Origin of the sequence: Nocardia sp. 852002-51101_SCH5132738 (assembly GCF_001665695.1) — a bacterium.
Lineage (GTDB): Bacteria > Actinomycetota > Actinomycetes > Mycobacteriales > Mycobacteriaceae > Nocardia > Nocardia nova.
In genome coordinates, this window is record NZ_LZML01000217.1 from 109486 (window position 1) to 136283 (window position 26798).

Sequence of the window (26798 nt, forward strand, 5' to 3'; positions counted from 1 at the left end):
CCCCGGTCCTCGCGACCGGGGGTTTTCCTTTTACCGGCCGGGATATGCCCGCCTTCTCGGCACGCAGGGTGCGCCGGGGCGACGACGAACATGGCTGCGGGATAACCTGTTCGGCGTGGCAGACGAAAGCGAGTCGGTGGCGGTGCCCGGAGCCGATGACAAACGTGCCGGTGGCGAACGCAAAGACGAGTCCGCATCGCGCAGTCGGCGCGGCAGGCGCAAGCGGAAGCAGCGGCCCTTCTGGCAGGAACTGCCGATCCTGATCGTCATCGCCGCCGTGATCGCGGCGCTGGTGGTGAATTTCATCGGCCGGCCGTATGTGATCCCGTCACAGTCGATGGAACCGACGCTGCACGGCTGCACCGGCTGCACGGGCGACCGGATCTATGTCGAGAAGCTGAGCTACGACTTCGGTGATCCCAAGCCCGGCGACGTCGTGGTATTCGTCGGCCCGAGCGGTTCGTGGAACAAGTCCTACCACTCCAACCGCTCCAGCAATGTCGTCGTGCGCGGCGTGCAGAACTTCTTCTCGTTCTTCGGACTGGTGCCGCCGGATGAGAACGACTTGGTCAAGCGCGTGATCGCGACCGGCGGTCAGACCGTGCAGTGCTGCGATGCGCAGGGCCGGGTGATGGTCGACGGTAAACCGCTCGACGAGCCGTACGCGCACTACATCTACCCCTATCAGCCGGGGCTGGCCTATGCGACCAAGGTGGCCGGCGGGCTGTCGATCGACCCGCGCGGCCGCGAATTCGGCCCGGTGAAGGTGCCCGAGGGCAATCTGTGGGTGATGGGCGACAACCGCAACGAATCCGCGGACTCGCGCGCCCATGTCGACGACGAGTACTCCGGCACCGTGCCGGTCGACGCAGTGCGCGGTAAGGCGGTGTTCAAGATCTGGCCGCCGAGCCGGATCGGCCCGGTCCGGTCACAGAATCCGCAGACGAACTGAGGCGCGCGGCGCGAGATAATCGAGTCACGGGATAGTCGAACGGTAGGTGCAGTGGCGGACACATCGCGACGCACGACGCGCAACGGTAAGGGCGGCAAGATCATCCGGCCGGTGGTTCGCACAGGAGACTGGCCGCCGCGAGTGGTGATGCGGCGAGCCGGTGGCCTGCGCACGCTGGAAGCGGCGCTGATCCGCAGTGGTCTCGGTCCGGTCGCGGGTGTCGACGAGGCGGGCCGGGGGTGCTGCGCCGGTCCGCTCGTGGTCGCGGCCTGTCTGCTCGCGCCCAAGGCCTACGATTCCCTTGCGGGACTGGACGATTCGAAGAAGCTGACCGAGGCCGTGCGCGAGCAGCTGTATCCGGTGATCGTGCGCCGGGCGCTGGCTTGGAAGGTCGTGGTGATTCCCGCGTGGGAGATCGACGCGATCGGCATCCATGTCGCCAATATCGAGGGCATGCGCCGGGCGGTGGCGGGTCTGGAGGTGCGGCCCGGCTATGTACTCACCGACGGCTTCCGGGTGCCGGGTATCAGCGTCCCGTCGCTGCCGGTGATCGGTGGTGACGCGGCGGCGGCCTGTATCGCCGCGGCCAGCATCCTCGCCAAGGTGACGCGCGACCGCATCATGGTCGCGATGGACCGTGACCTGCCCGGATACGGCTTCGCCGCGCACAAGGGCTACAACACGCCCGAGCATCTGGCCGCGCTGGAGCGGCTCGGGCCCAGTGACGAACACCGCCGGTCGTGGCGCAATGTCCGGGGCACCGAGGCCGCGGAGACCGGGCGGGTGGCTGCCGATACCGCCCATGCGGGATGATGTGAGCACGCTACACGCGTTCGTGGCGATAGAGGAGGATATTCCACCCGATGAGCGAGCGGAGCGAGGCATGAGCGCCGAGGACCTCGAGAAGTACGAAACCGAGATGGAACTCTCGCTGTATCGCGAGTACAAGGACATCGTCGGTCAATTTTCGTACGTCGTCGAGACCGAACGCCGCTTCTATCTGGCCAATTCTGTCGAGTTGCGCCCGCAGAACGCCGACGGTGAGGTGTATTTCGAGGTGCGGATGTCGGATGCGTGGGTGTGGGATATGTATCGGCCCGCCCGCTTCGTCAAACACGTCCGCGTGATCACGTTCAAGGACGTGAACATCGAGGAACTGGAGAAGCCGGACCTGCGCCTCCCCGAATAGCGCGCAGGTAGCGAGAGCGGGCCCGACCTGGGGAGATCGGTCGCCGGCCCGGCTGGTGATCCACAGCCCGGGGTTCATCCACAGGCTTTCTGTTTCCGCAGGTGAGACCGGCGGACCGTAGTTTCGCCGACGGCATGCTGAGCAGGTGGCACACAATCTGGCGCTCGGCGCCCACGGAGAAGAACTGGCCGCGCAGTTCCTGCAGGGGGCCGGGATGCGGATCGTCGAACGAAATTGGCGGTGTCGCTACGGCGAATTGGATCTCATCGCCCGGGAAGCGGACACCACGGCCTTCGTCGAGGTCAAGACCCGTTCCGGGCTGGGGTTCGGCACACCGGCCGAGTCGGTGACCTTCGCCAAACAGCAGCGCATTCGCCGGCTCGCGCTGCTGTGGCTTGCCGAACAGAGCGGACCGTGGCGGCGGGTCCGCTTCGATGTGGTGTCGGTCCTGCTGCTCCCCGGCCGGGACGCGCGGATAGAGCACGTCCGGGCGGCGTTCTGATGGCCCTGGGACGTGCTCATTCGGTGGCCGTGACCGGGGTGGACGGACAACTCGTCGAGATCGAAGCCGATATCGGGCAGGGATTGCCGTCGGTCCATCTGGTCGGGCGCCCGGACACCACCTTGCAGGAATCGCGGGACCGGGTCCGGGCCGCGGTCGCGAACTCGGGGGAGAAGTGGCCCGACGGCCGCGTCGTTCTCGCCCTGTCGCCCGCCACGTTGCCGAAGGTCGGCAGCGTGTACGACCTGGCATTGGCAGCGGCCGTGCTGCACGCCGGTGATTCGGTGCCCGGGTCGAAGCTCGCCGGTACGGTCCTGCTCGGCGAACTGGCCCTCGACGGCCGGGTGCGGCGGGTGCGGGGCATTCTTCCCGCCGTGCTGGCGGCGCGGACCGCCGGTCGCAGGACCGTCGTGGTGCCCGAGTCGGTGCTCGGTGAGGCCGGGCTGGTGGACGGGGTCACTGTGCTCGGGGCGCCGACACTGCGCGCGCTGATCGACTGGTTGCGCGGGGAGGGCGAACTGTCGGCGCCGGACGGTAGCTACACCGCCCCGCGGCGAAGTATCGGCGATCTCAACGAGGTGGTCGGACAGGACGAGGCTCGCTGGGCATTGGAGGTGGCCGCGGCCGGCGGCCACCATCTGTTGCTGACCGGCCCGCCCGGCATCGGCAAAACCATGTTGGCGCAACGTCTTCCGGGGCTGTTGCCGGCGTTGACGGAATCGGAGTCGCTGGAGGTCACCGCCATCCATTCGGTGGCCGGGACGCTGTCCGACGATCATCCGCTCATCACGACGGCACCGTTCGTGGCACCGCACCATTCGACCTCCGTATCGGCGATGGTGGGCGGTGGTTCCGGATCCGCACGGCCGGGTGCCGTCAGCCGGGCGCATCGCGGCGTCCTCTTCCTCGACGAATGCGCCGAAATCGGCACCAAGGTGCTGGAGGCGTTGCGAACCCCGTTGGAGGAGGGCGAGGTTCGCATCGCCCGTCGTGACGGCGTGGCGCGATACCCGGCGCGATTCCAGCTCATTCTGGCGGCGAATCCGTGTCCGTGCGCTCCGGCCCGCGACGTCGACTGCATCTGTGCACCGCTGGCCCGCCGCAGGTATCTGGGCAAACTGTCAGGCCCGCTCATGGATCGCATCGACATCTGGGTCCAGATGCATGCGCACGCCGCCGGGACGTTCACTTCCTCCGACGCCGAATCCAGTGTGGTCGTGCGGGAACGGGTCGAGCTGGCGCGCCGGGCCGCGACGCGGCGCTGGTCCGAGTACGGGTGGACCGTCAACGCTGAGGTACCGGGACATGTGCTGCGCCAGCGCTTCCGGCTGCCGGCGGATGCGCTGGCGCCGGTGGAGAGCGCGCTGCGTCAGGGCCGGATGTCCGCCCGGGGTGCGGACCGGGCGATCCGAGTCGCCTGGACCGTCTGCGACCTACGCGGGGGAGAAGTGCCGTCGGCGCAGGACGTGCTGCAGGCGTTGAACTTTCGGCAACGCGGCGCGTCCTGAAGCGTCGAGCGTTGCCGGTCGGCGCCCATCGCGTGGGCGTGGGCGTGGGCGTGGGTACGGATGACCGAATGCGGAGTTAAGGGAGGGAATTGATGATCCGTCGATCGATGGGCCGCGTGGGGACGGTGGTCGCCGAGCGCGCTCGGAGTCGGGAACAAGCGGAGAGCCACAGCGTGTTTCGCAGGACGGGCGACGACACGACCGCGATACGGGCCTGTCCGGTTCCGCGACACCACCCGCGACATGCGGGCCGCGTCCGTGGCGACGCGGAGGTGTGGCGGTGACCGGTCACAGCGTCGGCGGGGGCGGCGATTCGGGTGGTGGCGTCGCGTCCCTGGTGACCGTCGACGCGGACGAACAACGGCTGGCGTGGGTCTATCTGTCCCGTGTGGTGGAGGGCCCGTGTCCGGCGTTGTCGGCGCTCATCGCACGAGTCGGCGTGGTGGAGGCCGCACGTGCGGTGCGGGAATGCGATCTGCCCGCATCGCTGCGCGGTCCGACCGAACGCCGGCGCGAGATCGACCGTGCCGAGCGTGATCTCGAGCTGATGGCGCGCATCGGCGGACGGGTGATCACGCCGGACGATCCGGAGTGGCCGGAGTGGCGCCTGCTGGGCCTGACGCAACTCGACCCGGCCCGCGACGACGGCGCCGGGGTGCCGCTGGTGCTGTGGGCCCGCGGTCCGTTGTCGCTGCAGCAGTACACCGAACAGGCCATCGCCGTGGTCGGCGCTCGCTGCTCCTCGGGATACGGCGAACAGGTCACCGCCGAACTCGCGGGCGAACTGGCCGCGCACGGCTGGACGATCGTGTCCGGTGCCGCCTTCGGCATCGACGGGATGGCGCATCGCGCGGCGCTGGCCGTCGGCGGCAACACGATCGCCGTGCTGGCCTGCGGGATCGACCGGCCCTATCCCGCTCAGCACGAACGCCTCCTGGCCGAGATCGCCGAAACGGGTGTGGTGGTGAGCGAATATCCGCCCGGCGCAGCCGCTCACAAACACCGGTTCCTGGCCCGGAACCGCCTGATCGCCGCCCTGTCCGACGGGGTGCTGGTGATCGAGGCGGGCATGCGCAGCGGCGCGCGCAATACCGCGAAATGGGCGCGGCGCCTGGGCCGTCCGGCCCTCGCGGTGCCGGGGCCGATCACCGCCGCGGCGTCGGTCGGCTGCCACCGGATGATCCGCGACCGCGAAGCGATTCTCGTCAGTCGTGTCGACGAAATCCACGACGAGGTCGGACCGCTGCGACTGTCACTGCCTGGGAGCAGCGAAGCCGGCGCCGATCTGGCCGGGGACCAGGCGGCCGTCTTCGCCGAACTGCCGGTGGCCGGTTCGCGACTGCCGAAACAGATCGCCGACGAGAGCGGCCTCGCCATCCACGCGGTGCGCGCGGCACTGGTTGGCCTCGAGGTCGCCGGCCTGGTCGGGTCGGACAGTTCGGGCTGGTTCCGCACCGTGCGAAAGGAGGCGTGAAAGGCGAATGCGACGTGCGTGCTCCGCGGTGATCTGCGGGTCCTTCCGTACTGCTGTCGGCGCGGTGGCTTGCGCGCGGGCCGGGCGCCGGTGAACGTGGAGAAATGGACGGATTACCGGGCGATCTCGTGGATCTGCTCGAGCAGTACGAACGGCATCTGCTGCTGGGACGCAACCGGTCCGCGCACACGGTGCGGGCCTATCTCGGGGATGCGCGATCCCTATTGGAGCATCTGTGTGCCCGGTCGCCCGATGCCGCGGTGGGAGAGATCGATCTGCCGCTGTTGCGATCGTGGCTGGCCGAACAATCGGCCGGGGGCGCCGCCCGGACCACCATGGCGCGGCGTGCCTCGGCGGCGCGGACGTTCACCGCCTGGCTGACCCACACCGGCCGCCTCGCGGCCGATCCCGGTCCACGGCTGGGCTCGGCCCGTGCACACCGGGTGCTGCCCGCCGTGCTGGGCAAGGATCAGGCCGATGCGGCCATGAACGCCGCGGAATCCGGTGCGGCGCAGCGTGACCCGATGGCTCTGCGGGATCGGCTCGTGGTGGAGATGTTGTACGCCACTGGAATCCGGGTCAGCGAACTGTGCGGACTCGACATCGATGACGTGGACCGGGGCAGGAGGCTGGTGCGGGTATTGGGCAAGGGCAACAAGGAGCGCTCGGTGCCGTTCGGCCTGCCCGCCGATCGGGCACTGGAGAATTGGCTGAACTTCGGGCGCCCGCACCTGGCCACCACCGAATCCGGGCGAGCGCTGCTGCTCGGCCGGCGCGGCCGCCGGCTGAACCAGCGCCAGGCCAGAACCGTTGTCCACGAGGTTGTTTCGGCCGTATCGGGAGCCCCGGACATGGGTCCGCACGGCCTGCGCCACACCGCCGCGACCCATCTGCTGGAAGGCGGAGCCGACCTGCGCGTGGTCCAGGAACTGCTCGGTCACGCCAGTATGGCGACCACCCAGCTCTACACCCACGTCTCGATCGAACGGCTGAAGCGGGTGCACGACCAAGCCCATCCCCGCGCCTGAGGAGCGGAATCGCCGAGGCAGCGGCGCGGCGTGACCGTGGCCTCGTCGTAGGGTGGCCATGTCACGACCGCAGGGTGGCCGTGTTCCGCTGAGCTGCCGGGCTGGAACACGTTGTCGTGCAAGATACTGCGATGTCGCACGCCGATGGGACGACCTTATCGCCGATCCGACAATCGCCGCGCATGCCCGCCGAGGCCGACAACGGAAGTCGTCTACGGCCGGATGGCGTCGATGTAGCGGCCCGCGATGAAGTGCTGCACCGCACGGACCACAGGGCCGCCGAGTTTCGTGTACCAGGCGGCGGGCCGCGAGAAGGCGGCCACGACGCCGTAGACCGCCTCGTCGGCGGGGTCGTATTCCACCGCGAAGAGTTCCTCGCCGATTTCCGGGTGGCCCGGCAGGGTGCCGTAGGCGAAGCCGCGGCGGGTCGGCTCGTCGACGACGTAGATCACCCGGCAGGGCGCCGTGATGCCGATGCCGGCGATACCCAGGCGCACCGTCAGAGCTGTTCCCGGTTCGGCGGCCGGGGTATCGGCGTGTTCGAAAATGCCGGTGCCGCGCTGCATGCGGTAGGCCAGGATCTGATCGCCGGCGGATTCGAACAGCGCCCGTCCGCTGCCGATGCGACGGCGCAGCCGGAAGTGGTGATAGCCGGGTGGGAATTCTCCGGCGGTCGCTCCGACTTCCGGATAGGTGAACGGCTCGGCGGCCGGGGAATTCGCCATAACACCATCCTTACCCGCAGCGCAGTGCCGCGACATGGCGCATCGAAGCGAGATCGTCCTCTCGACATTATCGACGATATACTTCGAGCTATCGGAGATAAGTCGTGCTACGCTTCCTTAGGTAACCCTAATATCGGAGGTATCGCACTGTGGCTCGTACTCGCACCAAACTGTCCTTCGAGGTCAGGCGCACGCGACGCCTGACCGACCACATGATCCGGGTGTATCTGGGCGGCCCGGGTTTCACCGGTTTCCATCCCAACGGATTCACCGACGCCTACGTCAAACTGCTGTTCCCCGGCCCGGACGGTGAGACGACGCGCACCTACACCGTGAGCGCCGTCGACCCCGAGGCCGAGGAGATCGCGATCGATTTCGTCTACCACGGTGACGAGGGGGTCGCCGGTCCGTGGGCGGCCGCGGCTCGACCGGGCGACCGCATCGAACTCTTCGGGCCGGGCGGTGCGTATTCCCCCAAGCCGGAGGCGGATTGGCATCTGCTGGCCGGTGACGAGGCGGCTCTGCCCGCCATCGCCGCGGCGTGTGCCGCCCTGCCGTCCGACGCCCTCGGCCGGGTATTCGTCGAAATCGCCGGTCCCACGGACGAATTGGATTTCCCGCGCCCCGCGGCGGTCGAACTCGCGTGGGTACATCGTGGGGATCGCACCCCCGGCGAAGCGCTGGCCGCCGCGGTCCGTGCCGAGCCCTGGCGCGAAGGCCGCGTGCACGTCTTCATCCACGGCGAGGCCGACAAGGTCATGCACGATCTGCGGCGCTACGTCCGCACCGAGCGCGGGGTGCCGGCCGATTGGGCCTCGATCTCCGGATACTGGCGACGCGGGCGCACCGAGGAGGGCTTCCGGCAGTGGAAACGTGAACTGTCCGAAGAGGAATCCGCCGCCGAGGCTGTTCGCTAGATCGGCGCGGGCCTCTGCCGGACCTCGGCGGGCCTCCGAGGGCGCCGGCGGTCGCACCGGTTTCAGGCGCACGGGAGCGTGGCGCACCAGGCCGAGCGGGTCGAGATAGTCACGGCCACGCCGCAGACCCCAATGCAGACAGACGCCGGGACAACCGGCATGTCCGGATTGCAGCGTCCCCAGGACCGCCCCGCGCTCGACCCGGCGACCGACCGGCACGCCCGCTCGCACCGGCTCGTAGGTCGTGCGCAGTCCGCCCGGATGGTCGACCGAGACGACCGGTTTGCCACCCACCTCACCCGCGAAGACGACGATTCCGGCACCGGCGGCGAGTACCGGCTGCCCGTCGGCGCCGGCGAGATCCACTCCGCGGTGGCCCGGTAGCCAGTCGTGCGGCGGTTTGTCGAAGCCGCGCACGACCGCCGGTCGCGGCTGCAGCGGCCAGCCGAATCCGGCCGGGGGCGTGGCGGACGCGCTCGCACCGCCGCAGCTCACGGCCATCATCACCACTCCCGGAAGAAATCTCGACAACCAGCGCATGCGTCCCACCCTCGCCGCAACCGACGGGCATGGAAAGATCGGTCTCGGCGTGTGTGGACAACTCGCAAGCATGTGAACAGGGCGCGTTCCCGGTGGGACGCCGCGGTGGTCGCTCGAGCCCGCCGGACTCGCCCGAGGAAGGTGCAGTCGATGGTCGCGTGTCGTGATTCCGCCGAATCGGTCACGGCCGTCCCGAGAACCTCCGCGGCGCATGCTGTTTCGTTCGGCAGACGGGTGATCGGCCCGTGCATGACCGGCGGCCGCCCGGCCGCCGTCTCCTCCGTGGACCGCGTTCGCCGGTGGTTCGGATCATGAGCGCCGAGACGCCCGACTCCGCCCCGGCCACACCGCCGGACCCGCGCACCGCGGACTCGAACCCGCCCGGCGCGCCCGCCGCCGCATCGTCGGCGCCCCCCGGGCCCCGCTCCGCCCGCGCGGGCACGGACACCGGCGGCGAACCGGCTGCGTCCGACGCGACGGAGGGCCCCGAACTCGACTATCGCTTCACCCTCGCCGGTGAACGCACCTTCCTGGCCTGGATCCGCACCGCCCTCGGCCTGCTCGCCGGTGGGGTCGCGGTGCACGAGTTGGTGCAGCCGTTCGGGCATCACGACATCCGATCGGCGCTGGCGATCAGCTGCATCGTGCTGGCGGCCGTGATCGCACTCGGCGCCCTCGGTCGCTGGCGGATGGTGGGGGCGGCGATGCGGGAGGGCCGTCCGCTCCCGCACACGGTGATGGTGCCGATTCTGGCGATCGGTATCGCCGTGATCGCCGTGCTGGCCGGCATCGGACTGCTGCTGTCATGACCTCGATCCCGCCGGAGCGCCCGCCCGCCGTGGCGGCCGATCGCGGTTTGCAGGCCGAGCGGACGGCGTTGTCGTGGTGGCGCACCGCCGTGGGGGCCATGGCCAACGCGCTGCTGTTCCTGCACGTGGCCTTGACCAGCGGCGACCGTGCGGCCCTCGTGCTAGCGCTGGTGGCGATCGGTGCGCTGGGGGTGGTGGCCACCGTCTGCGTAGTGCGCAGCCGGACCCTGCACACTCACGCGTGGGGAAGCTGGAGCGACGGACGGTTCGCGATGTCGACGACGAGCGTGGCGATCTGCGTTGTGGCGCTTGCTGCGCTCGTCGTGGCGTTGCTGGAGTCGATGCCCGGTTGGCGACTGTGAGCTGATCTGCGGATCGGCGGGTTGCCCGGCGTCCGCTGAGCCCGCCCGCGAAACCGGGCGCTGACCACCCCGTTTATGTTCTCACCTGCGCTGGTCGTAGACTGGCCACGCGGTTCGCTGTACGCGGATCGACTTCGCGCGTCCGATCACGGTGCCGTCGGCTGGTCCTCCCGAAAATTCTTCCGGAAGGTCCGGCGGCCACGGACGCCAGGGCAGAGACCGACCCTCGGTTTCTGCGTCAACCGGCACAGGAAAGGCGGATACGCGGCTATGGCTGTCGTAACCATGAAGCAGCTGCTCGACAGCGGCGCACACTTCGGTCACCAGACCCGGCGGTGGAACCCGAAGATGAAGCGGTTCATCTTCACCGACCGCAACGGCATCTACATCATCGACCTGCAGCAGACGCTGACCTACATCGACAAGGCCTACGAGTTCGTCAAGGAGACCGTCGCCCACGGTGGCACCGTTCTCTTCGTCGGCACCAAGAAGCAGGCTCAGGAGTCGATCGCGGCCGAGGCGACTCGCGTCGGGATGCCCTACGTCAACCAGCGCTGGCTGGGTGGCATGCTCACCAACTTCTCCACCGTGCACAAGCGGCTGCAGCGCCTGAAGGAACTCGAGGCGATGGAGCAGACCGGTGGTTTCGAGGGCCGCACCAAGAAGGAAATCTTGATGCTGACCCGCGAGAAGAACAAGCTGGAGCGCACCCTCGGCGGTATCCGCGATATGGCCAAGGTGCCCTCGGCCATCTGGGTCGTCGACACCAACAAGGAGCACATCGCCGTCGGTGAGGCTCGCAAGCTGAACATCCCGGTCATCGCGATCCTGGACACCAACTGCGACCCCGACCTGGTCGACTACCCGATTCCGGGTAACGACGACGCGATCCGCTCGGCCGCGCTGCTCACCAAGGTCGTCGCTTCCGCGGTCGCCGAGGGCGTGCAGGCCCGTGCCTCCCGCGCCTCGGGCGATGTGAAGCCCGAAGCCGGCGCCGGCGAGCCGCTCGCCGAGTGGGAGCAGGAACTGCTGGCGCAGGCGACCCCGGCCGCCGAGGGCGGCGAGGCTGCCGCCGAGGCTCCGGCCGAGACCGCCGCCGAGGCGGAGCTGAAGGAAGAGCCGGCCACCAAGACCCCGGCCGACTTCTGATCCGGCGCGGTTCCCACCGCGATTGTCTGTTCACCTTGCCGGCCCTTCCTGTTCGGAAGCGGTCGGCATGGTGGTGCTAAGAGACTTGACAACTTTCGTAAATCTTCGAGGAGGCTCGCCACGATGGCGAACTACACCGCCCAGGATGTGAAGCGGCTCCGCGAGCTCACCGGCTCCGGAATGATGGACTGCAAGAAGGCCCTGGAGGAGACCGACGGCGACTTCGATAAAGCCGTCGAGGTTCTGCGGATCAAGGGCGCCAAGGATGTCGGCAAGCGCGCCGAGCGCGCCACGGCCGAGGGTCTGGTCGCCGCGCAGAACGGCGTGATGATCGAGCTCAACTCCGAGACCGACTTCGTCGCCAAGAACGACGAGTTCCAGAACACCGCCGGCGACATCGTCGACGCCGCCGCCAAGGTGCGCCCGGCCGATCTGGAGGCGCTCAAGGCCGTCGACGTCAACGGCAAGACCGCCGACCAGGTGGTGCAGGAGCTGGCCGCCAAGATCGGCGAGAAGCTCGAGCTGCGTCGCGTCGTGTCCTTCGAGGGCCCGGTCGCGACCTACCTGCACAAGCGGTCCTCGGACCTGCCGCCGGCCGTCGGCGTGCTCGTCGAGTACCAGGGTGAGGGCGACGCCGCCGCCGAGGTCGCTCGCGCCGCCGCGATGCAGATCGCCGCGCTGAAGGCCAAGTACCTGACCCGCGAGGAGGTCCCGGCCGAGGTCGTCGCCAAGGAGCGCGAGATCGCCGAGGCGACCGCCAAGGAAGAGGGCAAGCCGGAGGCCGCGCTGCCGAAGATCGTCGAGGGCCGGGTGAACGGCTTCTACAAGGACGTCGTCCTGCTGGAGCAGTCGTCGGTCACCGACAGCAAGAAGACCGTCAAGCAGCTGCTGGACGAGGCCGGTGTCACCGTCACCCGCTTCGCCCGCTTCGAGGTCGGTCAGGCCTGATACACCGCAAAGGCCCCCGGCGCGACCAATTCCGTTGCGCCGGGGGCCTTTCGGTATCGATCAGCCACCGGTGCCGCAGTGGCCCGTTCCCGGCATGATGCAGTCGCTGCTCCCGGTGATGGCCCAGTTCGCCAGGAGCGGTATGACGGGGAGCAGGCTGATGATCGGCGTGCTGTTGTCCACGCTGCCGAACGCCGCCGCGGTGCTGCCGGTCGGGATCGGTTCGGTGAAACTGGTCGGCGTCGCAGAACCGGGGTTGTCCGGCGCTGCCGTGGCCTCCGGTGTCAGCGGAACGACCGCCGCCGTGGCGGGAGAGATGACGGCGAGGGGTGCGGCGCCGAGCAACGCTGCGGCGCAGAGAAAGTGAACCGTCCGGCGAGTGAGCTTCATGCGGCCGCACCTTATTTGAAACAACAACGTTTCGTAGTGGGATCCGGGAATGGCGGCGTATTCGAGGGTCGGCTCACCGGCGCGACCTCGCGTGGTGCAGGATGGACGCAGCGTGTTACCGTCCCGCGCGAACAATCGCACCCGGGAGGGTAATTTCCCGTGCGTGCGCTCGCTCGACTGCCGAGGACTAGGAGACCGATGACGGACCCGGATACGGCGCCCGACCGCAAGGGCTATCGCCGAGTACTCCTCAAATTGGGTGGGGAGATGTTCGGCGGCGGCGAGGTCGGGCTCGACCCGGATGTGGTCCAGACCGTAGCCGAGCAGATCGCCGAGGTCGTCTCGACCGGCGTGCAGGTGGCGGTGGTCATCGGTGGCGGTAACTTCTTCCGCGGCGCCGAACTCGAGGAGCGCGGCATGGAGCGGGCCCGCTCCGATTACATGGGTATGCTCGGCACCGTGATGAACAGCCTTGCGCTGCAAGACTTTCTGCAGAAGCAGGGTGTCGACACCCGGGTGCAGACGGCCATCACCATGGGACAGGTCGCGGAGCCGTATCTGCCCCTGCGGGCGAAGCGGCACCTCGAGAAGGGCCGCGTGGTGATCTTCGGGGCCGGTATGGGCATGCCGTACTTCTCCACCGACACCACCGCGGCGCAGCGCGCGCTCGAGATCGGCGCCGAGGTGGTGCTGATGGCCAAGGCCGTCGACGGCGTCTTCACCGCCGACCCCAAGGTCGAGGCGGAGGCGATCATGTTCTCCGAGATCACCCACAAGGAAGTCCTCGAGCGCGGACTCAAGGTGGCCGACGCGACCGCGTTCAGTTTGTGTATGGACAACCAGATGCCGATGCTGGTGTTCAATTTGTTGATCAAGGGCAATATCGCCCGCGCGGTGGCCGGTGAGAAAATCGGCACACTGGTTCGGTCCTGAACCCTGCGGGGATCGGTCCTCGCGAATTCCGGGCCCCGAAACGATGCTGTGGAGGAAACGGTCGTGATTGATGAAGCGCTCTTCGACGCCGAGGAGAAGATGGAAAAGGCTGTCTCGGTGGCGAAGGACGACCTCGGAGGTATTCGGACCGGCCGCGCCAACCCGGGCATGTTCAACCGGGTCGTGGTCGAGTACTACGGCTCGCCGACGCCGATCACCCAGATGGCCAGCATCACCGTGCCCGAACCGCGCATGGTCGTCATCAAGCCCTACGAGCAGGGGCAGTTGCAGACGATCGAGACCGCGATCCGCAATTCGGATCTGGGCGTGAATCCGACCAACGACGGCACGATCATTCGCGTGGTGATTCCGCAGCTGACCGAGGAGCGTCGGCGGGAATTGGTGAAGCAGGCGAAATCCAAGGGTGAGGACGCCAAGATCGCCATTCGCAATGTGCGGCGCAAGTCGATGGATGAGCTGAGCCGCATCCAGAAGGACGGCGAGGCCGGTGAGGACGAGGTCGGTCGCGCCGAGAAGGAACTGGACAAGACCACCCAGAAGTACGTTGCCCAGATCGACGAGCTGGTCAAGCACAAGGAATCGGAACTGCTCGAGGTGTGAGACTCGGCCCGGCGCGACGATGCGGCACGGGCCCGGGGACGGAGTGGACGAATAAGTGAGCGACGGGACAATCGTGGCCGAAGACGCCGCAGCCGGCGAGACGATGCCGGTGAGCGACCCGGCCGGTGCAACACCGGCTCCCGACACGCCCTCGGCGCAGCCGAGCGGTAAGCCCTCACGCGCCGGTCGCAACTTACCGGCCGCGCTGGCGGTCGGTGTCGGCCTCGGCGCATCGCTGATCGCGATCCTGCTGTTCGTTCCGAAGGTTCTGATCGGAGTCATCGCGGTCGCGATGGCGATCGCCACCTGGGAGGTCGCCAAGCGGCTGCGCGAGGCCGATGTCCTGGTGCCGCGGGTGCCGCTGATCGTCGGCGGGCAGGCGATGATCTGGCTTGCCTGGCCCTACGGCCCCCAGGGCGTGGCGGGTGCGTTCGCGGCGACCGCGCTGGTGTGCATGGTCTGGCGGCTGTTCGACCACGGCTTGTCGGCCACGCCGCGAAACTTCCTGCGCGACACCGCGATCACGGTATTCGTGGTGTCCTGGATCCCGCTGCTGGCCTCGTTCGCGGTGTTGATGCTGCAACAGGACGACGGCAATCTCCGGGTGCTGACCTTCATGATCCTGGTGGTCTGCTCCGATGTCGGCGGTTACGTGGCCGGGGTGCTGTTCGGCCGCCATCCGATGGTGCCGGCCATCAGCCCGAAGAAGTCCTGGGAGGGTTTCGCCGGCTCGCTGGTGTTCTGCATCATCGGCGGACTGCTCACGGTGACGCTGCTGCTGCAGGCCAATTCGATGATCGGCGTGCTGCTGGGCATCGCGGTCGTGCTCGTGGCGACCTGCGGGGATCTGATCGAATCGCAGATCAAGCGCGAGCTGGGCATCAAGGACATGGGCACGCTGCTGCCCGGACACGGCGGCATCATGGATCGCCTCGACTCGATGCTGCCCTCGGCGTTCGTCTCCTGGCTGGTGCTGACCGCCCTGCTCTGAGATCCCGCCGCTCCGGGTTCAGCGCCGCTTCGCCGCGCGCCGCAACTGCATGATCCGCCAGCCACCGGCCAGCGCCATCACCAGCGCTCCGGCGATCACCGACAGCAGCAGCGTGACGCCGAGCGGCAGGTTGAACTGCCAGAAGAACAGGTGGATCCGAACCTGATCGAGGTTCTGCAGGATGAAGATCAACAGCAGCACCCCGATGACCGCCGCCGCCACCAGCGCCACCCAGGTGTAGCCCGCGCGGGTTTTCAGGGCTCGGTTGCGCCGGACGGGTGCGGTCGAGGGCGGAGTGTCGACGCGCGGGGGATCGGTGTGCGGGACCGGATCCGGTCCGGGGCTCGGTACTGCGTCGCTGGTCATATTTCGATCATTCCCGATCGCTATGGCGGATATGCGTATCTCCGGAATACCCGTTCGGCCGCGCCGTAACTGTGATCGGGTTATCCCTGCCCGCAGGCGGCGGGCCGGTACCGGCAATGCGACACTGGAAGGGTTATGACTACCTCCCTGCCGCTCGTTTTCGATGCCCCGCGCCGTGGAATGCCGCCGCGGCATCTCGCCGACCTCGATTCGGCCCAGCGGCGGCAGGCGGTGGAGGAGCTCGGACTGCCGAAGTTCCGGGCCGATCAGATCGCCCGGCAGTACTACGCGCGGTTGCAGGCCGACCCGCGGCAGATGACCGATCTGCCCGAGCCGATGCGGGAGAAGATCGCGGAGGCGCTGTTCCCGCCGCTGCTCAGCGAGGTGCGGCAAGTGGTGTGCGACGAGGGAACCACCCGCAAGACCCTGTGGCGCGCAGGCGACGGCACGCTGCTCGAGAGCGTGCTGATGCGCTATCCCGACCGCAACACGCTGTGTATCTCCAGTCAGGCCGGCTGCGGTATGGCCTGCCCGTTCTGCGCGACCGGCCAGGGCGGACTGAATCGCAATCTATCGACCGCCGAAATCGTCGACCAGGTGCGCGCGGCCGCCGCGGCGTTGCGTGACGGCGAGGTGGCCGGCGGTGTCGGCCGGCTGTCGAACATCGTGTTCATGGGGATGGGTGAGCCGCTCGCCAACTACAAGCGCGTGGTGGCGGCGGTCCGGCGAATCACCGCGCCCGCCCCGGACGGCCTGGGTATCTCGCAGCGCAACGTGGTCGTGTCGACCGTCGGCCTGGCCCCCGCGATCCGCAAACTGGCCGACGAGGGCCTGTCGGTGACGCTGGCCGTCTCCCTGCACACACCGGACGACGAATTGCGAGATACGTTGGTGCCGGTCAACAATCGCTGGTCGGTCGCCGAAGTACTCGACGCCGCACGGTATTACGCCGACAAGACCGGCCGTCGGGTCTCGGTCGAATACGCCCTGATCCGCGATATCAACGACCAGCCGTGGCGCGCCGACATGCTGGGCTCGAAACTGCACAAGGCACTCGGCTCCCGCGTCCACGTCAACCTCATCCCGCTCAACCCGACGCCGGGCTCCAAATGGGACGCGTCGCCGAAACCCGTCGAGCGGGAATTCGTGCGGCGAGTGGAGGCACAGGGTGTGCCCTGCACGGTGCGCGATACCCGGGGGCAGGAGATCGCCGCGGCCTGCGGGCAATTGGCGGCCGAGGGTTAACTCGGTGCGCTGTCGGTCGAGCCGGTAGCGCCGCTTCCGGATCGCAGGGCGAACACACCGAGACCCGCGAGCACCATCGATGCCCCCACCACCCACAGCCCCGCGCGCTGGGTTCCCGTCAGGTCGGCCAGCCAGCCGGTGAGATACGGCGCCGCGAACCCGCTGACGTTGCCGAGCGAATTGATCAGGGCGATCCCGCCGGCCGCGGCGGCTCCGGACAGGAATGCGCTCGGCAGGGCCCAGAAGGTGGGCAGCGCGGCGAGCACACCGACGGCGCAGACGGTGACCGCGGACATCGCCGCGAACGGATTGTCCAGGTACAACGCGACCGGAATGGCGAGGCCGCCGATGATCGCGGGCAGGGCGACGTGCCGGCGGCGTTCGCCGGTGCGATCGCCGTGGCGGCCCCACCACACCATCGCGACCGCGCCGATCACATAGGGCACAGCGGTGATCAGGCCACGCTGCACCACCGAGTAGTGGGTCCCGTACTGCTGCTGGAATCCGGCCACGATGGTGGGCAGGAAGAAGCCGAGGGCGTAGAGCCCGTAGACGATGCCCGCGTAGATCGCGGCCAGTCCGAGTATGCGCGGATGGGTCAGAGATCGGCGCACCGTCCAGTGTTCGGTGCGCTGAACCGAGCGCTGCTCCGCCGTGAGTTCGGTTGCCAGCCAGTTCCTTTCCTCGGCCGACAACCAGCGGGCCTGCTCCGGCCGATCGGTGAGGTAGAACCAGGTCACCACCGCCAGCAGCAAGGCCGGCAGGCCCTGCACGAGGAACATGAACCGCCAGCCGCTGAGCCCGAAGACGTTGTCCCCGTACTCGATGAGCAGGCTCGACAGTGTGGATCCCAGAGCGGTCGACAGTGGCACCGCGGTCATGAACAGGGCGACGATACGGGCCCGGTAGCGCTGGGGAAACCAGAAGGTCAGATACAGCAGAATGCCCGGGAAGAATCCGGCCTCCGCCACGCCCAGCAGAAAGCGCAGCACGATGAGGACCGTCTCGTTGGGCACGAACGTCATCGCGGTGGCGACGATGCCCCAGGTGAGCATGATGCGGGCGATCCAGCGCCGCGCACCGAACCGGTGCAGCGCCAGATTGCTCGGCACTTCCAGCACGAGATAGCCGAGAAAGAAGATGCCCGAGGCGAATCCGAATGCGGTCTCCGACATGCCGAGGTCGGTCTTCATCCCACTGGGCCCGGCGAAACCCACGTTCACCCGATCCAGGTAATTGACGAAGTACAGCAGGCACAGAAACGGCACCAGCCGAATCGTCACCTTGCGTACGGTCGCGGTGGCGACGTCGGCAGGGGCGATCATCATCCGTACTCTGCGCATTCGCGGCCGGCCAGTCAAATCGGGTTCGCGGGCGCGCTCACCGCTCAGCTCAGCAAAGCCCGTGCGTACCAATCCTTCTCGTCACGCACCCCCGGCAGGGCGAAGAAGTAGCCGCCGCCGAAGGGCTGGACGTAGTCGGTGAGAGGTTCGTTGATCAGCCGGGTCTGGATGGCCTCGAACTGGCGGGCGACGTCCTGCTGGAAGCAGGTGAAGATGTGGCCCGAGGCCATGTTGCCGTTGCGCTCCACGCCGAGGTCGTAGTTGTAGGAACGGCGGACCAGCTGCTGACGGGCGGTTTCCGGAGTGCGCGGATTGGCCAGCCGGATATGGGAATCCAGGGGGATGACCGAACCCTCGGGGTCGGCGGCGTAGTCGGGGGTGTCGAATTCCTGATTGCCGTCGAGCGGGGCGCCGGAGTCGCGTCGGCGTCCGAACATGTTCTCCTGCTCGTTGATCGAGACCCGGTCCCAGAATTCGACGAGCATGCGGATCAGCCGGACCACCTGATAGGTGCCGCCGCGGGTCCACTCGGGTTCGCCGCCGCCGTCGGTCCAGATGAGCGATTCGGCGTCGGCGCCGGTGGGGTTGGCCGTTCCGTCCTTGAAGCCCAGCAGGTTCCGGCCGGTGCCGGAGGGGCGCGGCGGGGAGTTGTAGCCGTCGATCTTCCAGCGCAGCTGCAGTGCGCCGCGGGTCTGGCGGGTGATGTCGCGCAGCGCGTGATGGACGGTGTCGGGGTGATGCGCGCACAGCTGGATCAGCAGGTCGCCGTGCATCCAGACCGGATCCGGGGTGTCGTTGGGGAAGGTCCGCATCGGCGTGAGTTTGGCGGGTTTGGCCGCGGCCAGCCCGAAGCGGCCGTCGAACAGGCTCGCGCCCACACCGGTGGTGACGGTGAGCCCGTCGGCGATGACCTCCGGCCCGAGCACCGCGCTGTCGGAGGGAGGCTGGCCGAGCCCGAGGTCGGTCGGGGCGCCGCCGGCGGTGAGGAAGCGGGCGCGTGCGGTGAGGGTTTTCATCGCCTCCACCAGTTCCGTGCGGTGGGTGGTGGTGACGTCGAAGGCGGCGAAGCAGGCGGCATTCTGTTTCGCCGACGGGCCCGGGGTGAGGATGCCGGACTGGTGTTCACCGTGGAAGGGGTAGCTCGCCTCGGCCTTCGGGGTGCCCACGGTGGCGGCGTCGGCGTCCTTGCGGGCGCCCTCGGCGAGGATGCCCGCGGTCAGCGCGGTTCCGGCGGCACCGGCGGCGGCGCCGGAGAGGAAGCGGCGGCGGCTGACGTTCATCGTGAAGCCTTACTGGTCGGTCGGTGGTTCGGCATGTCAGTGGGAGATCGGCACTTCGAGCAATCGCGGCACCTTGGCGAGTTCCTCGAGGGCGGCGCCGAGGCGCGCGTTGACGGCTTGCCGGGCGGCCGGCGGGGTCCGGTCGGGCGACTGCCAGTGCCCGTGGTCCTGGGTGGCGAGCAGGGCGGCCTGCAAGTCGTCGAGACGGGTGCGCAGGGTGGCGCGCAGCTGCGGCGCCCGCGGGTCGATCAGCGGGCCGAGCTGATCGAGGACCGCGCGAGTCACGTCGATGTCGGCGAGCGTCATCGGATACGCGGCGCCCGCGCCTTGGTCGTCGATGCCCGAAATATGGTCGCGCAGGGCGTCTTCCAGAATCTCGTGCCCGCGCAGCGGGAGTTTTTTCGGATCGCCGGCGAGGTCGTCGCTGCCGAGATTCTTGCGGATGTTCGTGATATCGCCACCGAGCCGATCGACCACCGGCAGCAGCTGATCCGGCCGCTGGCCGTGCCACAGGCCGTACTCCAGCCGGTGCAGACCGGTGAATCCGGGATCGTTCACCCCACCCGGCAGGCCGTCGGGCAGACCCGAGACCGCGGTGCCGGCGTCACCGAAGCTGTTGTAGGAGGCGCCGACCCGTTCCCATTCCAGCTGGGCGTTCAGCCAATCCGCTTGTGCCGCAGCGATATTACCGCCGCGCAGATCGTTGCCGATGGCGGTGACGGCGCCGGAGAGCCGGGTCAGCACGCCGGCGGCATACGCCTGATAGGCGTCGTTGGGCCCGCGCAGATCGTCCTCGGTGACGCGTTTGACGGCCGGCGGGGTCTCGCCCGCCTCACCGCTGACCTGCACTGCCGCCGATGAAGTCACCGGTTTGCCGGACATCAGGCATTGCATGGTGTAGCTGCCGCTGCTCAAGGTCGCCGTCAGATTGGCGGTCGTGGCCGGGCCGATCGTCTCGATCTCGCCGACGACCGCGCCGCCGGAGTTGACCAGGTTGATCTCCCCGGCCTTGGACGTCTTGTTCTGCACCTCGAATGTCTGCGTCCCGGCCCGCCCGGACTTCCATTCCGAGGCGCACGAACTGTCGGTGACCGACACCGCCTGCGCCTTACCCGAGCCGCTCGACGGCAGCAGCGCGATCGCCACCCCGGCGGCCACCGCGGGAACCACCACCAGCACCGCACCGACCAGCAAGGGTCGAGGTCCGGCGACCCGCTCCCACCAGTCGGGCGTGTGCTCGGAGTCGGCCGGAGCCGATGCCGACGTTGTCGCTGCCGCCGGGGGAGGCGCCGACGCTGTGTTTCGCGGACCCTGGCCGGTCGCCCCGGTGGCCGGTGTGGCGCCCCCGCCACTCGCCGCGGCGGTAGCCGTCACGGGCGCCGCGGCCGCCGGCTGCGCCGCCTTCGCCGGGGCCTTCGCGGGCGCCTGGCGGCCCGCTCGGACGAACAGCGGGATCACCACCGCCAGGTAGACCACCCACGCCACGACCTGCAACACGGTCATCCGCGGCGTCAGTTCGGTGATGCCGGTGATGATCGAGACCCACCAGGAGTTGGGGTCGATATGCGCCGACAGGTCGAACGCGACCCAGTGGCGGCCGGGCAGAATTCCGGCGTCCTGCAGATCGCCGAGACCGTAGGACAGCACGCCGGCGGCGATCACGATCAGTGCGAGCGCGGTGCGGTTGAAGAACACGCCGAGGTTGAGCTTCACCGACTGCCGATACAGCAGCCAGCACAGCACCACCGCGGCCGTGAACCCGAGTGCGGCGCCGATCAGCGGCGCGACGGTGGTGCCGGAGGCCTTCACCGCGGTCCACACGAACAGCGTCGATTCCAGGCCTTCGCGCCCGACGGCCATGAAGGCCGTGATGGCCAGCGCTCCCGCGCCGATCGCCGTGGCGCGGGCGACCTCACCGCGAAGCTGGCCCGACAGCGACGCGGCGGTGCGCCGCATCCAGAAGACCATGGCCGTCACCAGGGCGACCGCGATCACACTCAGGGTGCCGCCGACGATTTCCTGGCCGGAGTTGGAGAGCACGCTCGTCGAATAGGTGAGCACCGCCGCGAAGCTGGCCGCCACCGATACCGCGCCGAGCAGGCCGAGCCAGACCGGGGTCGAGGAGACCGGGCGCTGGGGGGTCGATGTTTTGCGCACGGCAGCCAGCAGGATCGTCACCACGAGGCCCGCCTCGAGGCCCTCCCGCAGGCAGATCAGTAGATTCGGTACAGCCTCGGCCCAGCTCACCGTCCAAAGGTAAGGCATACCTATACCACAGGTCCAATCCTGCATGCCTGTAGCGAGTAACCGTTACCGTAGATGGGGTGGTATGCGCGTAATGTCCGGATTTGCCGAGGCTATCCCTCCGGCGCTTCCTCGACCAGTGCCAGCGCTTCCTCGAGCAGCGCCTCCACGATCATCGATTCCGGTACCGTCCGCACCACCTCGCCGCGGACGAAGATCTGACCCTTGTGATTGCCCGCCGAAACCCCGATATCGGCTTCCCGCGACTCGCCTGGACCGTTGACGATGCAGCCCATCACCGCGACGCGCAGCGGCGCCGGGAAATCCCGGAAGGCCGCCTCGACCTTCTTCGTGAGCTCGAAGACGTCGACCTGGCAGCGGCCGCAGGTCGGGCAGGACACGATGTCGAGGGTGCGGGGGCGCAGCCCGAGCCCGGCCAGGATGTGGTGACCGACCTTGACCTCCTCGACCGGCGGCGCGGACAGCGAGACGCGGATCGTGTCGCCGATCCCCTCGGACAGCAGGATCCCGAACGCGGTGGCCGATTTCGCGGTGCCCTGCAGCGGCGGACCCGCCTCGGTGACCCCGAGATGCAGCGGATAGTCGCAGCGCTGGGCGAGCAGCCGGTAGGCCTGGATCATCGTCAGCGGATCGTTGTGTTTCACCGAGATCTTCAGCTCGGCGAAACCGTGCTCCTCGAACAGCCTCGCCTCCCACAGCGCCGATTCGACCAGTGCGGCGGCCGTGGCGCGACCGCCGTGCCGGTCCAGGATGCGCCGATCGAGGGAACCTGCGTTGACGCCGATGCGGATCGGCACCCCCGCCGCACTCGCCGCGGCGGCGATCTCGCGGACCTTGTCGTCGAAGGTGCGGATATTACCCGGATTCACCCGCACTCCGGCACAACCGGCATCGATGGCGCCGAAGACGTAGCGTGGATTGAAGTGGATGTCGGCGATCACCGGGATGGCCGAGCGGCGGGCGATCGTCGGCAGTGCCGCGCAGTCGTCCTGGGTGGGCACCGCCACGCGGACGAGATCGCAACCGGCAGCGGTCAATTCGGCGATCTGGCGCAGCGTCGCCTCGACATCGGCGGTGACGGTGGTGGTCATCGACTGCACCGAGATGGGTGCGCCGCCGCCCACCGGCACCGAGCCGACCTGGATGCGCCGGCTCTCCCGGCGCGGTCGCAGCGTCGGAGCCGCGGGCTCGGACAGGAATACGGCGGTCATCGGATCCTCTCGGTCGCGGGTAACCATTCCGCGCAAGCCGCGGCGATGCCCTCGCCGGTCAGTCCGTACTCGGCCAGGATGCTGTCGCGGGAGGCGTGGGGGATGAATGCGGTGGGCAGGCCGAGCGCGCGAACAGGGGCGGCGTCGGGGTCGCGGGAAATCGCGTGGACCAGATGGGAGCCGATCCCGCCGGCGGCGATACCGTCTTCCACACAGACGGTGAGCCGATGCCGTGCCGCGATCGCCGGTAGCCCCGGATTGATCGGCCACACCCAGCGCGGGTCGATGACGGTGGCGCCGAAACCGCTGTCGGCCAGTAGTTCCGCCGCGCGCAGGCACGGCCCGGCCATCGGACCGACCGCCACCAGCAGAATATCGAGCGGACTGCGCGGCCCGCGGTACAGAATGTCCATCCCGTCCATCCGTGCCATCGGCGAAATATTCTCTCCGGCAGTGGCTTTCGGGTAACGCACGGTGGTGGGCCCGGCCGTGGCCACGGCTTCGCGCAGGAGTGCGCGGACCCGGCCGGGATCGCGTGGGCACGCGATCCGCATCCCCGGTACGCAGGTGAGCAGCGCCAGATCCCACATCCCGTGATGGCTGGGGCCGTCCGGACCGGTGACGCCGGCGCGGTCCAAGGCCAGTGTGACCGGCAGTTCGTGCAGCGCGATATCGAGCAGTACCTGATCGATCGCGCGGTTGAGGAAGGTCGAGTACACCGCCACCACCGGATGCATACCGGCTGCCGCCAAGCCCGCGGCGGAGGCCAGCAGGTGTTGTTCGGCGATACCGGAATCGAACACCCGCTCCGGTGCGCTGCGGGAGAATTCGCCGAGTCCGGTGGGCAAGCGCATCGCCGCGGTCATGGCGATCACCTCCGGATGGTCGCGGGCGATGGCGGCCAGTTCCGATTCGACGATATCGGTCCAGGTGGGGGCGGGCTGTTTGCGCGGCACACCGGTGACCGGATCGATCACCCCGCACGCGTGCATGCGGTCGGCCTCGTCCGCCTCGGCCGGGCCGAAGCCGCGGCCTTTCACCGTCACCGCGTGCACGACAACCGGTTTGGCCAGTTCGGCGGCCTTGTGCAGGGCCGTGCACAGTGCGCCGATGTCGTGGCCGTCCACCGGGCCCAGATAGGTGAAACCCAAGGCGTCGAACAGATTTCCGGAGACGGTGTCGCCGTCGCGCAGTCCGGTGAGATGCCCGGCCAGCGCGCCGACGGTCGGATCGTAGGAGCGCCCGTTGTCGTTGAGCACCACCACGACCGGGCGCCCGCCCGCGCCCAGATTGTTCAGGCCTTCCCAGGCCACACCGCCGGTCAGCGCGCCGTCGCCGATCACCGCCACCACCCGGCGCTCGTGTTCGCCGCGCAGCTGGAAGGCCTTGGCGATGCCGTCGGCCCACGCCAGGCTGACCGAGGCGTGGGAATTCTCCACCCAGTCGTGCGCGGATTCGGTGCGGTTCGGATACCCCGCGATCCCACCCGCCTGCCGCAGTGTGTCGAAGGTGTGCGATCGCCCGGTGAGCAACTTGTGCGCATAACTCTGATGTCCGGTGTCGAAGACGAGAACATCGGTGGGCGAACGGAAGACGCGATGCAGCGCGATGGTCAGCTCCACCGTCCCCAGACTGGCGCCGAGATGCCCGCCGGTTCCGGTGACGGTTTCGACGAGGCGATCGCGTAACTGCTGCGCCAGCGCGGGCAGTTCGTCGTCGGACAACGCGGCCAGTGCGTCGGGTCCGGTGAGGGCGGCGAGCGGGTCCGGCCCGCGCGGCGAGGGTTTCATGCGTGGCTCACCTTCCGGTGTGGGAATTCGACCCGGTGTCGATTCGGCTCAGCTGACGGCGGCGCGGATCGTCTCCTTCAGCGAACCCAGGGTCGCGACCACCGCGGTCGGCTCGTAGCCGCAGTGCGCCATGCAATTCGAGCAGCGTGGATCGTTGCCGCGGCCGAAGGCGTTCCAGTCGGTGTCGTCGATCAATTCCCGATAGGTGGCGACATAGCCGTCGTCGAGCAGGTAGCACGGCCGCTGCCATCCCTTGAGCGAATACGACGGAATCGCCCAGGCGGTGCAGTCGAAGTCGACCTTGCCCTCCAGGAAATCCAGGTACAGCGGAGAATGATTCAGCCGCCACTTCTTGCGGCGTCCGTCGGCGAAGGCCTTGGCGAACAGCTGATGGGTCTGCTTCACCCCGAGCCAATGCTCCTGATCGGGGGCCTTCTCGTAGGCGTAACCGGGCGCGATCTGCATGTGGTCGATCTCGAGCTCGTCGTTGAGATAGTCCAGGACGTCGATCACGTCCTGTGGCGAATCCAGATCGAAGAAGGTGGTATTCGTCATTACCCGGAATCCGGCGGCCTTGGCCTCGCGGATCGCCGCTACGGCCTGATCGAAGACGCCGTCCTTGCAGACCGAGGCGTCGTGGCGTTCGCGCAGTCCGTCCAGATGCACCATCCACGCGAAATTGCGGTGCGGGGTGAACTTGTGCAGATGTTTGGGCAGCAGCACCGCGTTCGTGCACAAAAAGACGATCTTGTTACGGTCGAGCAGTTGCCGCACGATCTCGTCGATCTGCGGATGCATCAGCGGTTCGCCACCGGCGATCGAGACCATCGGGGCGCCGCATTCCTCGATCGCGCCGACGGCCTGTTCGACCGGCATGCGCTGTTTGAGCAGCGTATGCGGATGCTGAATCTTGCCGCAGCCCGCGCATTTCAGATTGCAGGCGAACAACGGCTCCAATTCGACCAGGATGGGGAACTTCTCGCGGCGCAACAGCTTCTGTTTTGCGAGATACGCTCCCAGACGTACGGATTGACGGAATGGCATGGCCATTCAGCTCACCTCCCGAGGCAGGTTGAATCGAACACTCTCTTCGGTCACGGTGGTGTGGCGGACCCGGAGGGCGCCGAGCCCGGACAGGGCCTCGACCAGGTCGTCCACCAGATGCGGCGGTGCCGACGCACCGGCGGTGACACCGATGCGGCGGGTGCCGGCCAGCCAGTCCAATTCGACCTCGCCGGCGTCCTCCACCAGATGTGCCGCCACACCCTCGGCCGCGGCGACCTCGGCCAGCCGCAGCGAATTGGAGGAGTTACGCGAACCCAGCACGAGCACCAGGTCCGATTCCCGGGCCACCGCCCGCACCGCCTCCTGGCGGTTGGTGGTGGCATAACAGATGTCGTCCTTGCGCGGCCCGCTCAAGGCCGGAAACCGTTGCCGCAGAACATCGGCCGTGGCCTCGGCCTCCGCGACGGCCAGGGTGGTCTGCGTGACGTAGGCGACCCGATCGGGATCCGGTGGCGACACCCGGGCGGCCGCTTCCGGATCGGCGACCACGATCACATTGCCGGGCGCCTCGCCGCGGGTGCCCACCACCTCCTCGTGGTCGGCGTGACCGATCAGGAAGACGGTCTTGTCGGCGGCGGCGAAGGTGCGCACCTCCGCGTGCACCTTCGACACCAGGGGACAGGTGCCGTCGACCACGCGCAGGCGGCGGCGTTCGGCCTGGCGGCGGACGTCCGGGGTCACGCCGTGCGCGGCGAGCACGACCACCGCGCCTTCGGGCACATGATCGAGCTCCTCGACGAAAACCGCTCCGTGCCCGGCCAATTCGCGCACCACATGGCTGTTGTGCACGATCTGACGCCGCACGTATACCGGGGCGCCGAAGCGGAGCAACGCCTGCTCGACGATCTCGATCGCCCGCTCGACCCCGGCGCAGAACGAGCGCGGCCCGGCGAGCAGGATCTCGCGCTCGCCGGTTGCCGACGACCATCGGTCCAGCGCCGGCGCGGCCGCCCGCAGCGAACGCAGTGCCCGTATTCCGCGCCACATCGTGCCGGGGCGCAGCAGCGGCGCGTCGGGGGTGTCGACGATCGCCCGGAGCGCGACGGCCTGCCCGTCGGGGGCATCGGCGGCGAGGAACGCGGTTTCGGTGTCGACCGCGAGCGCACCGGTCTCCGCCAGTTCGGCGCGCGCCCGGCCGGTGACCACGTGCTCGGCGGAATACACCGGTCCGAGCCGTGCGGGCAGCCCCAGCCGC

The 26798-nt window shown here is 68.5% G+C and carries 25 protein-coding genes and 2 pseudogenes; 16 read left to right on the plus strand and 11 right to left on the minus strand.

Annotation, left to right across the window (positions count from 1 at the left end; genetic code table 11):
• Positions 1–115: 115 nt before the first annotated feature.
• The 7 genes from lepB to A5789_RS34770 all read left to right on the plus strand — a co-directional run bounded on the left by lepB (position 116) and on the right by A5789_RS34770 (position 6653).
• Positions 116–952, plus strand: a complete 837-nt coding sequence (lepB, locus tag A5789_RS34740) for a signal peptidase I (protein WP_169812472.1) — start codon at positions 116–118, stop codon at positions 950–952.
• Between the two features lie 111 nt (positions 953–1063).
• A complete protein-coding gene (locus tag A5789_RS34745) occupies positions 1064–1765 on the plus strand; it encodes a ribonuclease HII (protein ID WP_255401827.1) in 702 nt (233 codons plus the stop codon).
• 70 nt (positions 1766–1835) lie between these two features.
• Complete coding sequence (locus A5789_RS34750; RefSeq protein WP_011210678.1) at positions 1836–2141, plus strand: DUF2469 domain-containing protein; 306 nt, start codon at positions 1836–1838, stop codon at positions 2139–2141.
• 145 nt (positions 2142–2286) lie between these two features.
• Positions 2287–2643: a YraN family protein gene (locus A5789_RS34755; protein WP_063018385.1), complete on the plus strand. Its 357-nt coding sequence runs from the start codon at positions 2287–2289 to the stop codon at positions 2641–2643.
• A complete protein-coding gene (locus A5789_RS34760) occupies positions 2643–4151 on the plus strand; it encodes a YifB family Mg chelatase-like AAA ATPase (protein ID WP_064903929.1) in 1509 nt (502 codons plus the stop codon). The genes A5789_RS34755 and A5789_RS34760 overlap by 1 nt, the downstream gene beginning before the upstream one ends.
• 337 nt (positions 4152–4488) lie before the next feature.
• Positions 4489–5625, plus strand: a complete 1137-nt coding sequence (gene dprA / locus A5789_RS34765; protein ID WP_064904023.1) for a DNA-processing protein DprA — start codon at positions 4489–4491, stop codon at positions 5623–5625.
• A 104-nt stretch (positions 5626–5729) separates the two neighbouring features.
• Positions 5730–6653 carry a tyrosine recombinase XerC gene (locus A5789_RS34770; protein ID WP_064903931.1) on the plus strand — a complete coding sequence of 308 codons (924 nt, stop codon included), beginning with the start codon at positions 5730–5732 and terminating at the stop codon, positions 6651–6653.
• Positions 6654–6865: 212 nt separating this feature from the next.
• Here the strand turns inward: A5789_RS34770 and A5789_RS34775 are convergent, their stop codons facing one another.
• On the minus strand, positions 6866–7378 hold the full coding sequence (locus A5789_RS34775) for a DUF1990 family protein (protein ID WP_064903933.1): 513 nt from the start codon (positions 7376–7378) through the stop codon (positions 6866–6868).
• A gap of 149 nt (positions 7379–7527) precedes the next feature.
• Here A5789_RS34775 and A5789_RS37130 point away from each other — a divergent pair, with 149 nt between their 5' ends.
• On the plus strand, positions 7528–8295 hold the full coding sequence (locus A5789_RS37130; RefSeq protein ID WP_064903935.1) for a siderophore-interacting protein: 768 nt from the start codon (positions 7528–7530) through the stop codon (positions 8293–8295).
• A gap of 51 nt (positions 8296–8346) precedes the next feature.
• Here the strand turns inward: A5789_RS37130 and A5789_RS37135 are convergent.
• A pseudogene (locus tag A5789_RS37135) lies at positions 8347–8799 on the minus strand (M23 family metallopeptidase); the annotation flags it as partial.
• A 524-nt stretch (positions 8800–9323) separates the two neighbouring features.
• On the opposite strand from A5789_RS37135, the pseudogene A5789_RS38705 reads away from it, so the two are divergent.
• The 4 genes and pseudogenes from A5789_RS38705 to tsf all read left to right on the plus strand — a co-directional run.
• Positions 9324–9644 (plus strand): annotated as a pseudogene (locus A5789_RS38705) (YidH family protein); the annotation flags it as partial.
• A complete protein-coding gene (locus tag A5789_RS34800) occupies positions 9641–10006 on the plus strand; it encodes a DUF202 domain-containing protein (RefSeq protein ID WP_064903939.1) in 366 nt (121 codons plus the stop codon). The pseudogene A5789_RS38705 and the gene A5789_RS34800, both read left to right, overlap by 4 nt.
• Before the next feature lie 270 nt (positions 10007–10276).
• Entirely contained in the window at positions 10277–11155 is an 879-nt protein-coding gene (gene rpsB, locus A5789_RS34805; RefSeq protein ID WP_036503641.1) for a 30S ribosomal protein S2, read from the plus strand.
• Positions 11156–11278: 123 nt separating this feature from the next.
• The gene (gene tsf / locus A5789_RS34810; RefSeq protein ID WP_064903941.1) at positions 11279–12103 is read left to right on the plus strand and encodes a translation elongation factor Ts; all 825 of its coding nucleotides are present in this window, start codon (positions 11279–11281) and stop codon (positions 12101–12103) included.
• A gap of 60 nt (positions 12104–12163) precedes the next feature.
• Here tsf and A5789_RS37140 read toward each other — a convergent pair whose 3' ends face one another.
• Positions 12164–12634, minus strand: a complete 471-nt coding sequence (locus tag A5789_RS37140; RefSeq protein ID WP_146100924.1) for a hypothetical protein — start codon at positions 12632–12634, stop codon at positions 12164–12166.
• Positions 12635–12691: 57 nt separating this feature from the next.
• Here A5789_RS37140 and pyrH point away from each other — a divergent pair, with 57 nt between their 5' ends.
• The 3 genes from pyrH to A5789_RS34830 all read left to right on the plus strand — a co-directional run bounded on the left by pyrH (position 12692) and on the right by A5789_RS34830 (position 15038).
• Positions 12692–13426 carry a UMP kinase gene (gene pyrH / locus A5789_RS34820; RefSeq protein WP_030513088.1) on the plus strand — a complete coding sequence of 245 codons (735 nt, stop codon included), beginning with the start codon at positions 12692–12694 and terminating at the stop codon, positions 13424–13426.
• A gap of 63 nt (positions 13427–13489) precedes the next feature.
• Positions 13490–14047, plus strand: a complete 558-nt coding sequence (gene frr / locus A5789_RS34825) for a ribosome recycling factor (RefSeq protein WP_064904025.1) — start codon at positions 13490–13492, stop codon at positions 14045–14047.
• Between the two features lie 103 nt (positions 14048–14150).
• Positions 14151–15038 (plus strand): phosphatidate cytidylyltransferase, encoded by an 888-nt coding sequence (locus tag A5789_RS34830; protein WP_064904027.1) that lies wholly within the window; start codon positions 14151–14153, stop codon positions 15036–15038.
• A gap of 18 nt (positions 15039–15056) precedes the next feature.
• Here A5789_RS34830 and A5789_RS34835 read toward each other — a convergent pair whose 3' ends face one another.
• The gene (locus A5789_RS34835) at positions 15057–15404 is read right to left on the minus strand and encodes a lipopolysaccharide assembly LapA domain-containing protein (RefSeq protein WP_063014967.1); all 348 of its coding nucleotides are present in this window, start codon (positions 15402–15404) and stop codon (positions 15057–15059) included.
• A 135-nt stretch (positions 15405–15539) separates the two neighbouring features.
• On the opposite strand from A5789_RS34835, the gene rlmN reads away from it, so the two are divergent.
• The gene (rlmN, locus tag A5789_RS34840; protein WP_063014965.1) at positions 15540–16649 is read left to right on the plus strand and encodes a 23S rRNA (adenine(2503)-C(2))-methyltransferase RlmN; all 1110 of its coding nucleotides are present in this window, start codon (positions 15540–15542) and stop codon (positions 16647–16649) included.
• On the opposite strand, the gene A5789_RS34845 is transcribed toward rlmN, so the two are convergent.
• From A5789_RS34845 to ispH, 7 genes are all read right to left on the minus strand, one after another.
• Positions 16646–17977, minus strand: coding sequence for an MFS transporter (locus tag A5789_RS34845; RefSeq protein ID WP_064903943.1), 1332 nt, complete (start codon positions 17975–17977; stop codon positions 16646–16648). The two genes, rlmN and A5789_RS34845, sit on opposite strands and share 4 nt — an antisense overlap.
• 59 nt (positions 17978–18036) lie before the next feature.
• Complete coding sequence (gene efeB, locus A5789_RS34850; protein ID WP_064903945.1) at positions 18037–19272, minus strand: iron uptake transporter deferrochelatase/peroxidase subunit; 1236 nt, start codon at positions 19270–19272, stop codon at positions 18037–18039.
• 36 nt (positions 19273–19308) lie between these two features.
• Positions 19309–21537: an iron uptake transporter permease EfeU gene (efeU, locus tag A5789_RS38710; protein ID WP_155525843.1), complete on the minus strand. Its 2229-nt coding sequence runs from the start codon at positions 21535–21537 to the stop codon at positions 19309–19311.
• Positions 21538–21629: 92 nt separating this feature from the next.
• Entirely contained in the window at positions 21630–22748 is a 1119-nt protein-coding gene (gene ispG / locus A5789_RS34860; RefSeq protein WP_064903947.1) for a flavodoxin-dependent (E)-4-hydroxy-3-methylbut-2-enyl-diphosphate synthase, read from the minus strand.
• A complete protein-coding gene (locus tag A5789_RS34865) occupies positions 22745–24538 on the minus strand; it encodes a 1-deoxy-D-xylulose-5-phosphate synthase (protein ID WP_064903949.1) in 1794 nt (597 codons plus the stop codon). Before A5789_RS34865 ends, ispG begins: the two co-directional genes overlap by 4 nt.
• Before the next feature lie 48 nt (positions 24539–24586).
• Positions 24587–25588, minus strand: a complete 1002-nt coding sequence (hpnH, locus tag A5789_RS34870; RefSeq protein ID WP_030513098.1) for an adenosyl-hopene transferase HpnH — start codon at positions 25586–25588, stop codon at positions 24587–24589.
• Entirely contained in the window at positions 25589–26590 is a 1002-nt protein-coding gene (gene ispH / locus A5789_RS34875; protein ID WP_219823437.1) for a 4-hydroxy-3-methylbut-2-enyl diphosphate reductase, read from the minus strand. It lies immediately after the preceding gene.
• Between the last annotated feature and the right edge of the window lie 208 nt (positions 26591–26798).

What these genes read in the sequence shown, in the direction of transcription:
- hpnH (WP_030513098.1), bottom strand. Translation starts at nt 25,588, where the DNA reads ATGGCCATGCCATTCCGTCAATCCGTACGTCTGGGAGCGTATCTCGCA.
- ispG (WP_064903947.1), bottom strand. Translation starts at nt 22,748, where the DNA reads ATGACCGCCGTATTCCTGTCCGAGCCCGCGGCTCCGACGCTGCGACCG.
- A5789_RS34845 (WP_064903943.1), bottom strand. Translation starts at nt 17,977, where the DNA reads ATGATGATCGCCCCTGCCGACGTCGCCACCGCGACCGTACGCAAGGTG.
- efeU (WP_155525843.1), bottom strand. Translation starts at nt 21,537, where the DNA reads ATGCCTTACCTTTGGACGGTGAGCTGGGCCGAGGCTGTACCGAATCTA.
- A5789_RS34760 (WP_064903929.1), top strand. Translation starts at nt 2,643, where the DNA reads ATGGCCCTGGGACGTGCTCATTCGGTGGCCGTGACCGGGGTGGACGGA.
- A5789_RS34770 (WP_064903931.1), top strand. Translation starts at nt 5,730, where the DNA reads ATGGACGGATTACCGGGCGATCTCGTGGATCTGCTCGAGCAGTACGAA.
- A5789_RS34775 (WP_064903933.1), bottom strand. Translation starts at nt 7,378, where the DNA reads ATGGCGAATTCCCCGGCCGCCGAGCCGTTCACCTATCCGGAAGTCGGA.
- A5789_RS34835 (WP_063014967.1), bottom strand. Translation starts at nt 15,404, where the DNA reads ATGACCAGCGACGCAGTACCGAGCCCCGGACCGGATCCGGTCCCGCAC.
- A5789_RS34865 (WP_064903949.1), bottom strand. Translation starts at nt 24,538, where the DNA reads ATGAAACCCTCGCCGCGCGGGCCGGACCCGCTCGCCGCCCTCACCGGA.
- pyrH (WP_030513088.1), top strand. Translation starts at nt 12,692, where the DNA reads ATGACGGACCCGGATACGGCGCCCGACCGCAAGGGCTATCGCCGAGTA.
- ispH (WP_219823437.1), bottom strand. Translation starts at nt 26,590, where the DNA reads ATGTGGCGCGGAATACGGGCACTGCGTTCGCTGCGGGCGGCCGCGCCG.
- efeB (WP_064903945.1), bottom strand. Translation starts at nt 19,272, where the DNA reads ATGAACGTCAGCCGCCGCCGCTTCCTCTCCGGCGCCGCCGCCGGTGCC.
- A5789_RS34800 (WP_064903939.1), top strand. Translation starts at nt 9,641, where the DNA reads ATGACCTCGATCCCGCCGGAGCGCCCGCCCGCCGTGGCGGCCGATCGC.
- A5789_RS34830 (WP_064904027.1), top strand. Translation starts at nt 14,151, where the DNA reads ATGCCGGTGAGCGACCCGGCCGGTGCAACACCGGCTCCCGACACGCCC.
- rlmN (WP_063014965.1), top strand. Translation starts at nt 15,540, where the DNA reads ATGACTACCTCCCTGCCGCTCGTTTTCGATGCCCCGCGCCGTGGAATG.
- tsf (WP_064903941.1), top strand. Translation starts at nt 11,279, where the DNA reads ATGGCGAACTACACCGCCCAGGATGTGAAGCGGCTCCGCGAGCTCACC.
- rpsB (WP_036503641.1), top strand. Translation starts at nt 10,277, where the DNA reads ATGGCTGTCGTAACCATGAAGCAGCTGCTCGACAGCGGCGCACACTTC.
- A5789_RS34750 (WP_011210678.1), top strand. Translation starts at nt 1,836, where the DNA reads ATGAGCGCCGAGGACCTCGAGAAGTACGAAACCGAGATGGAACTCTCG.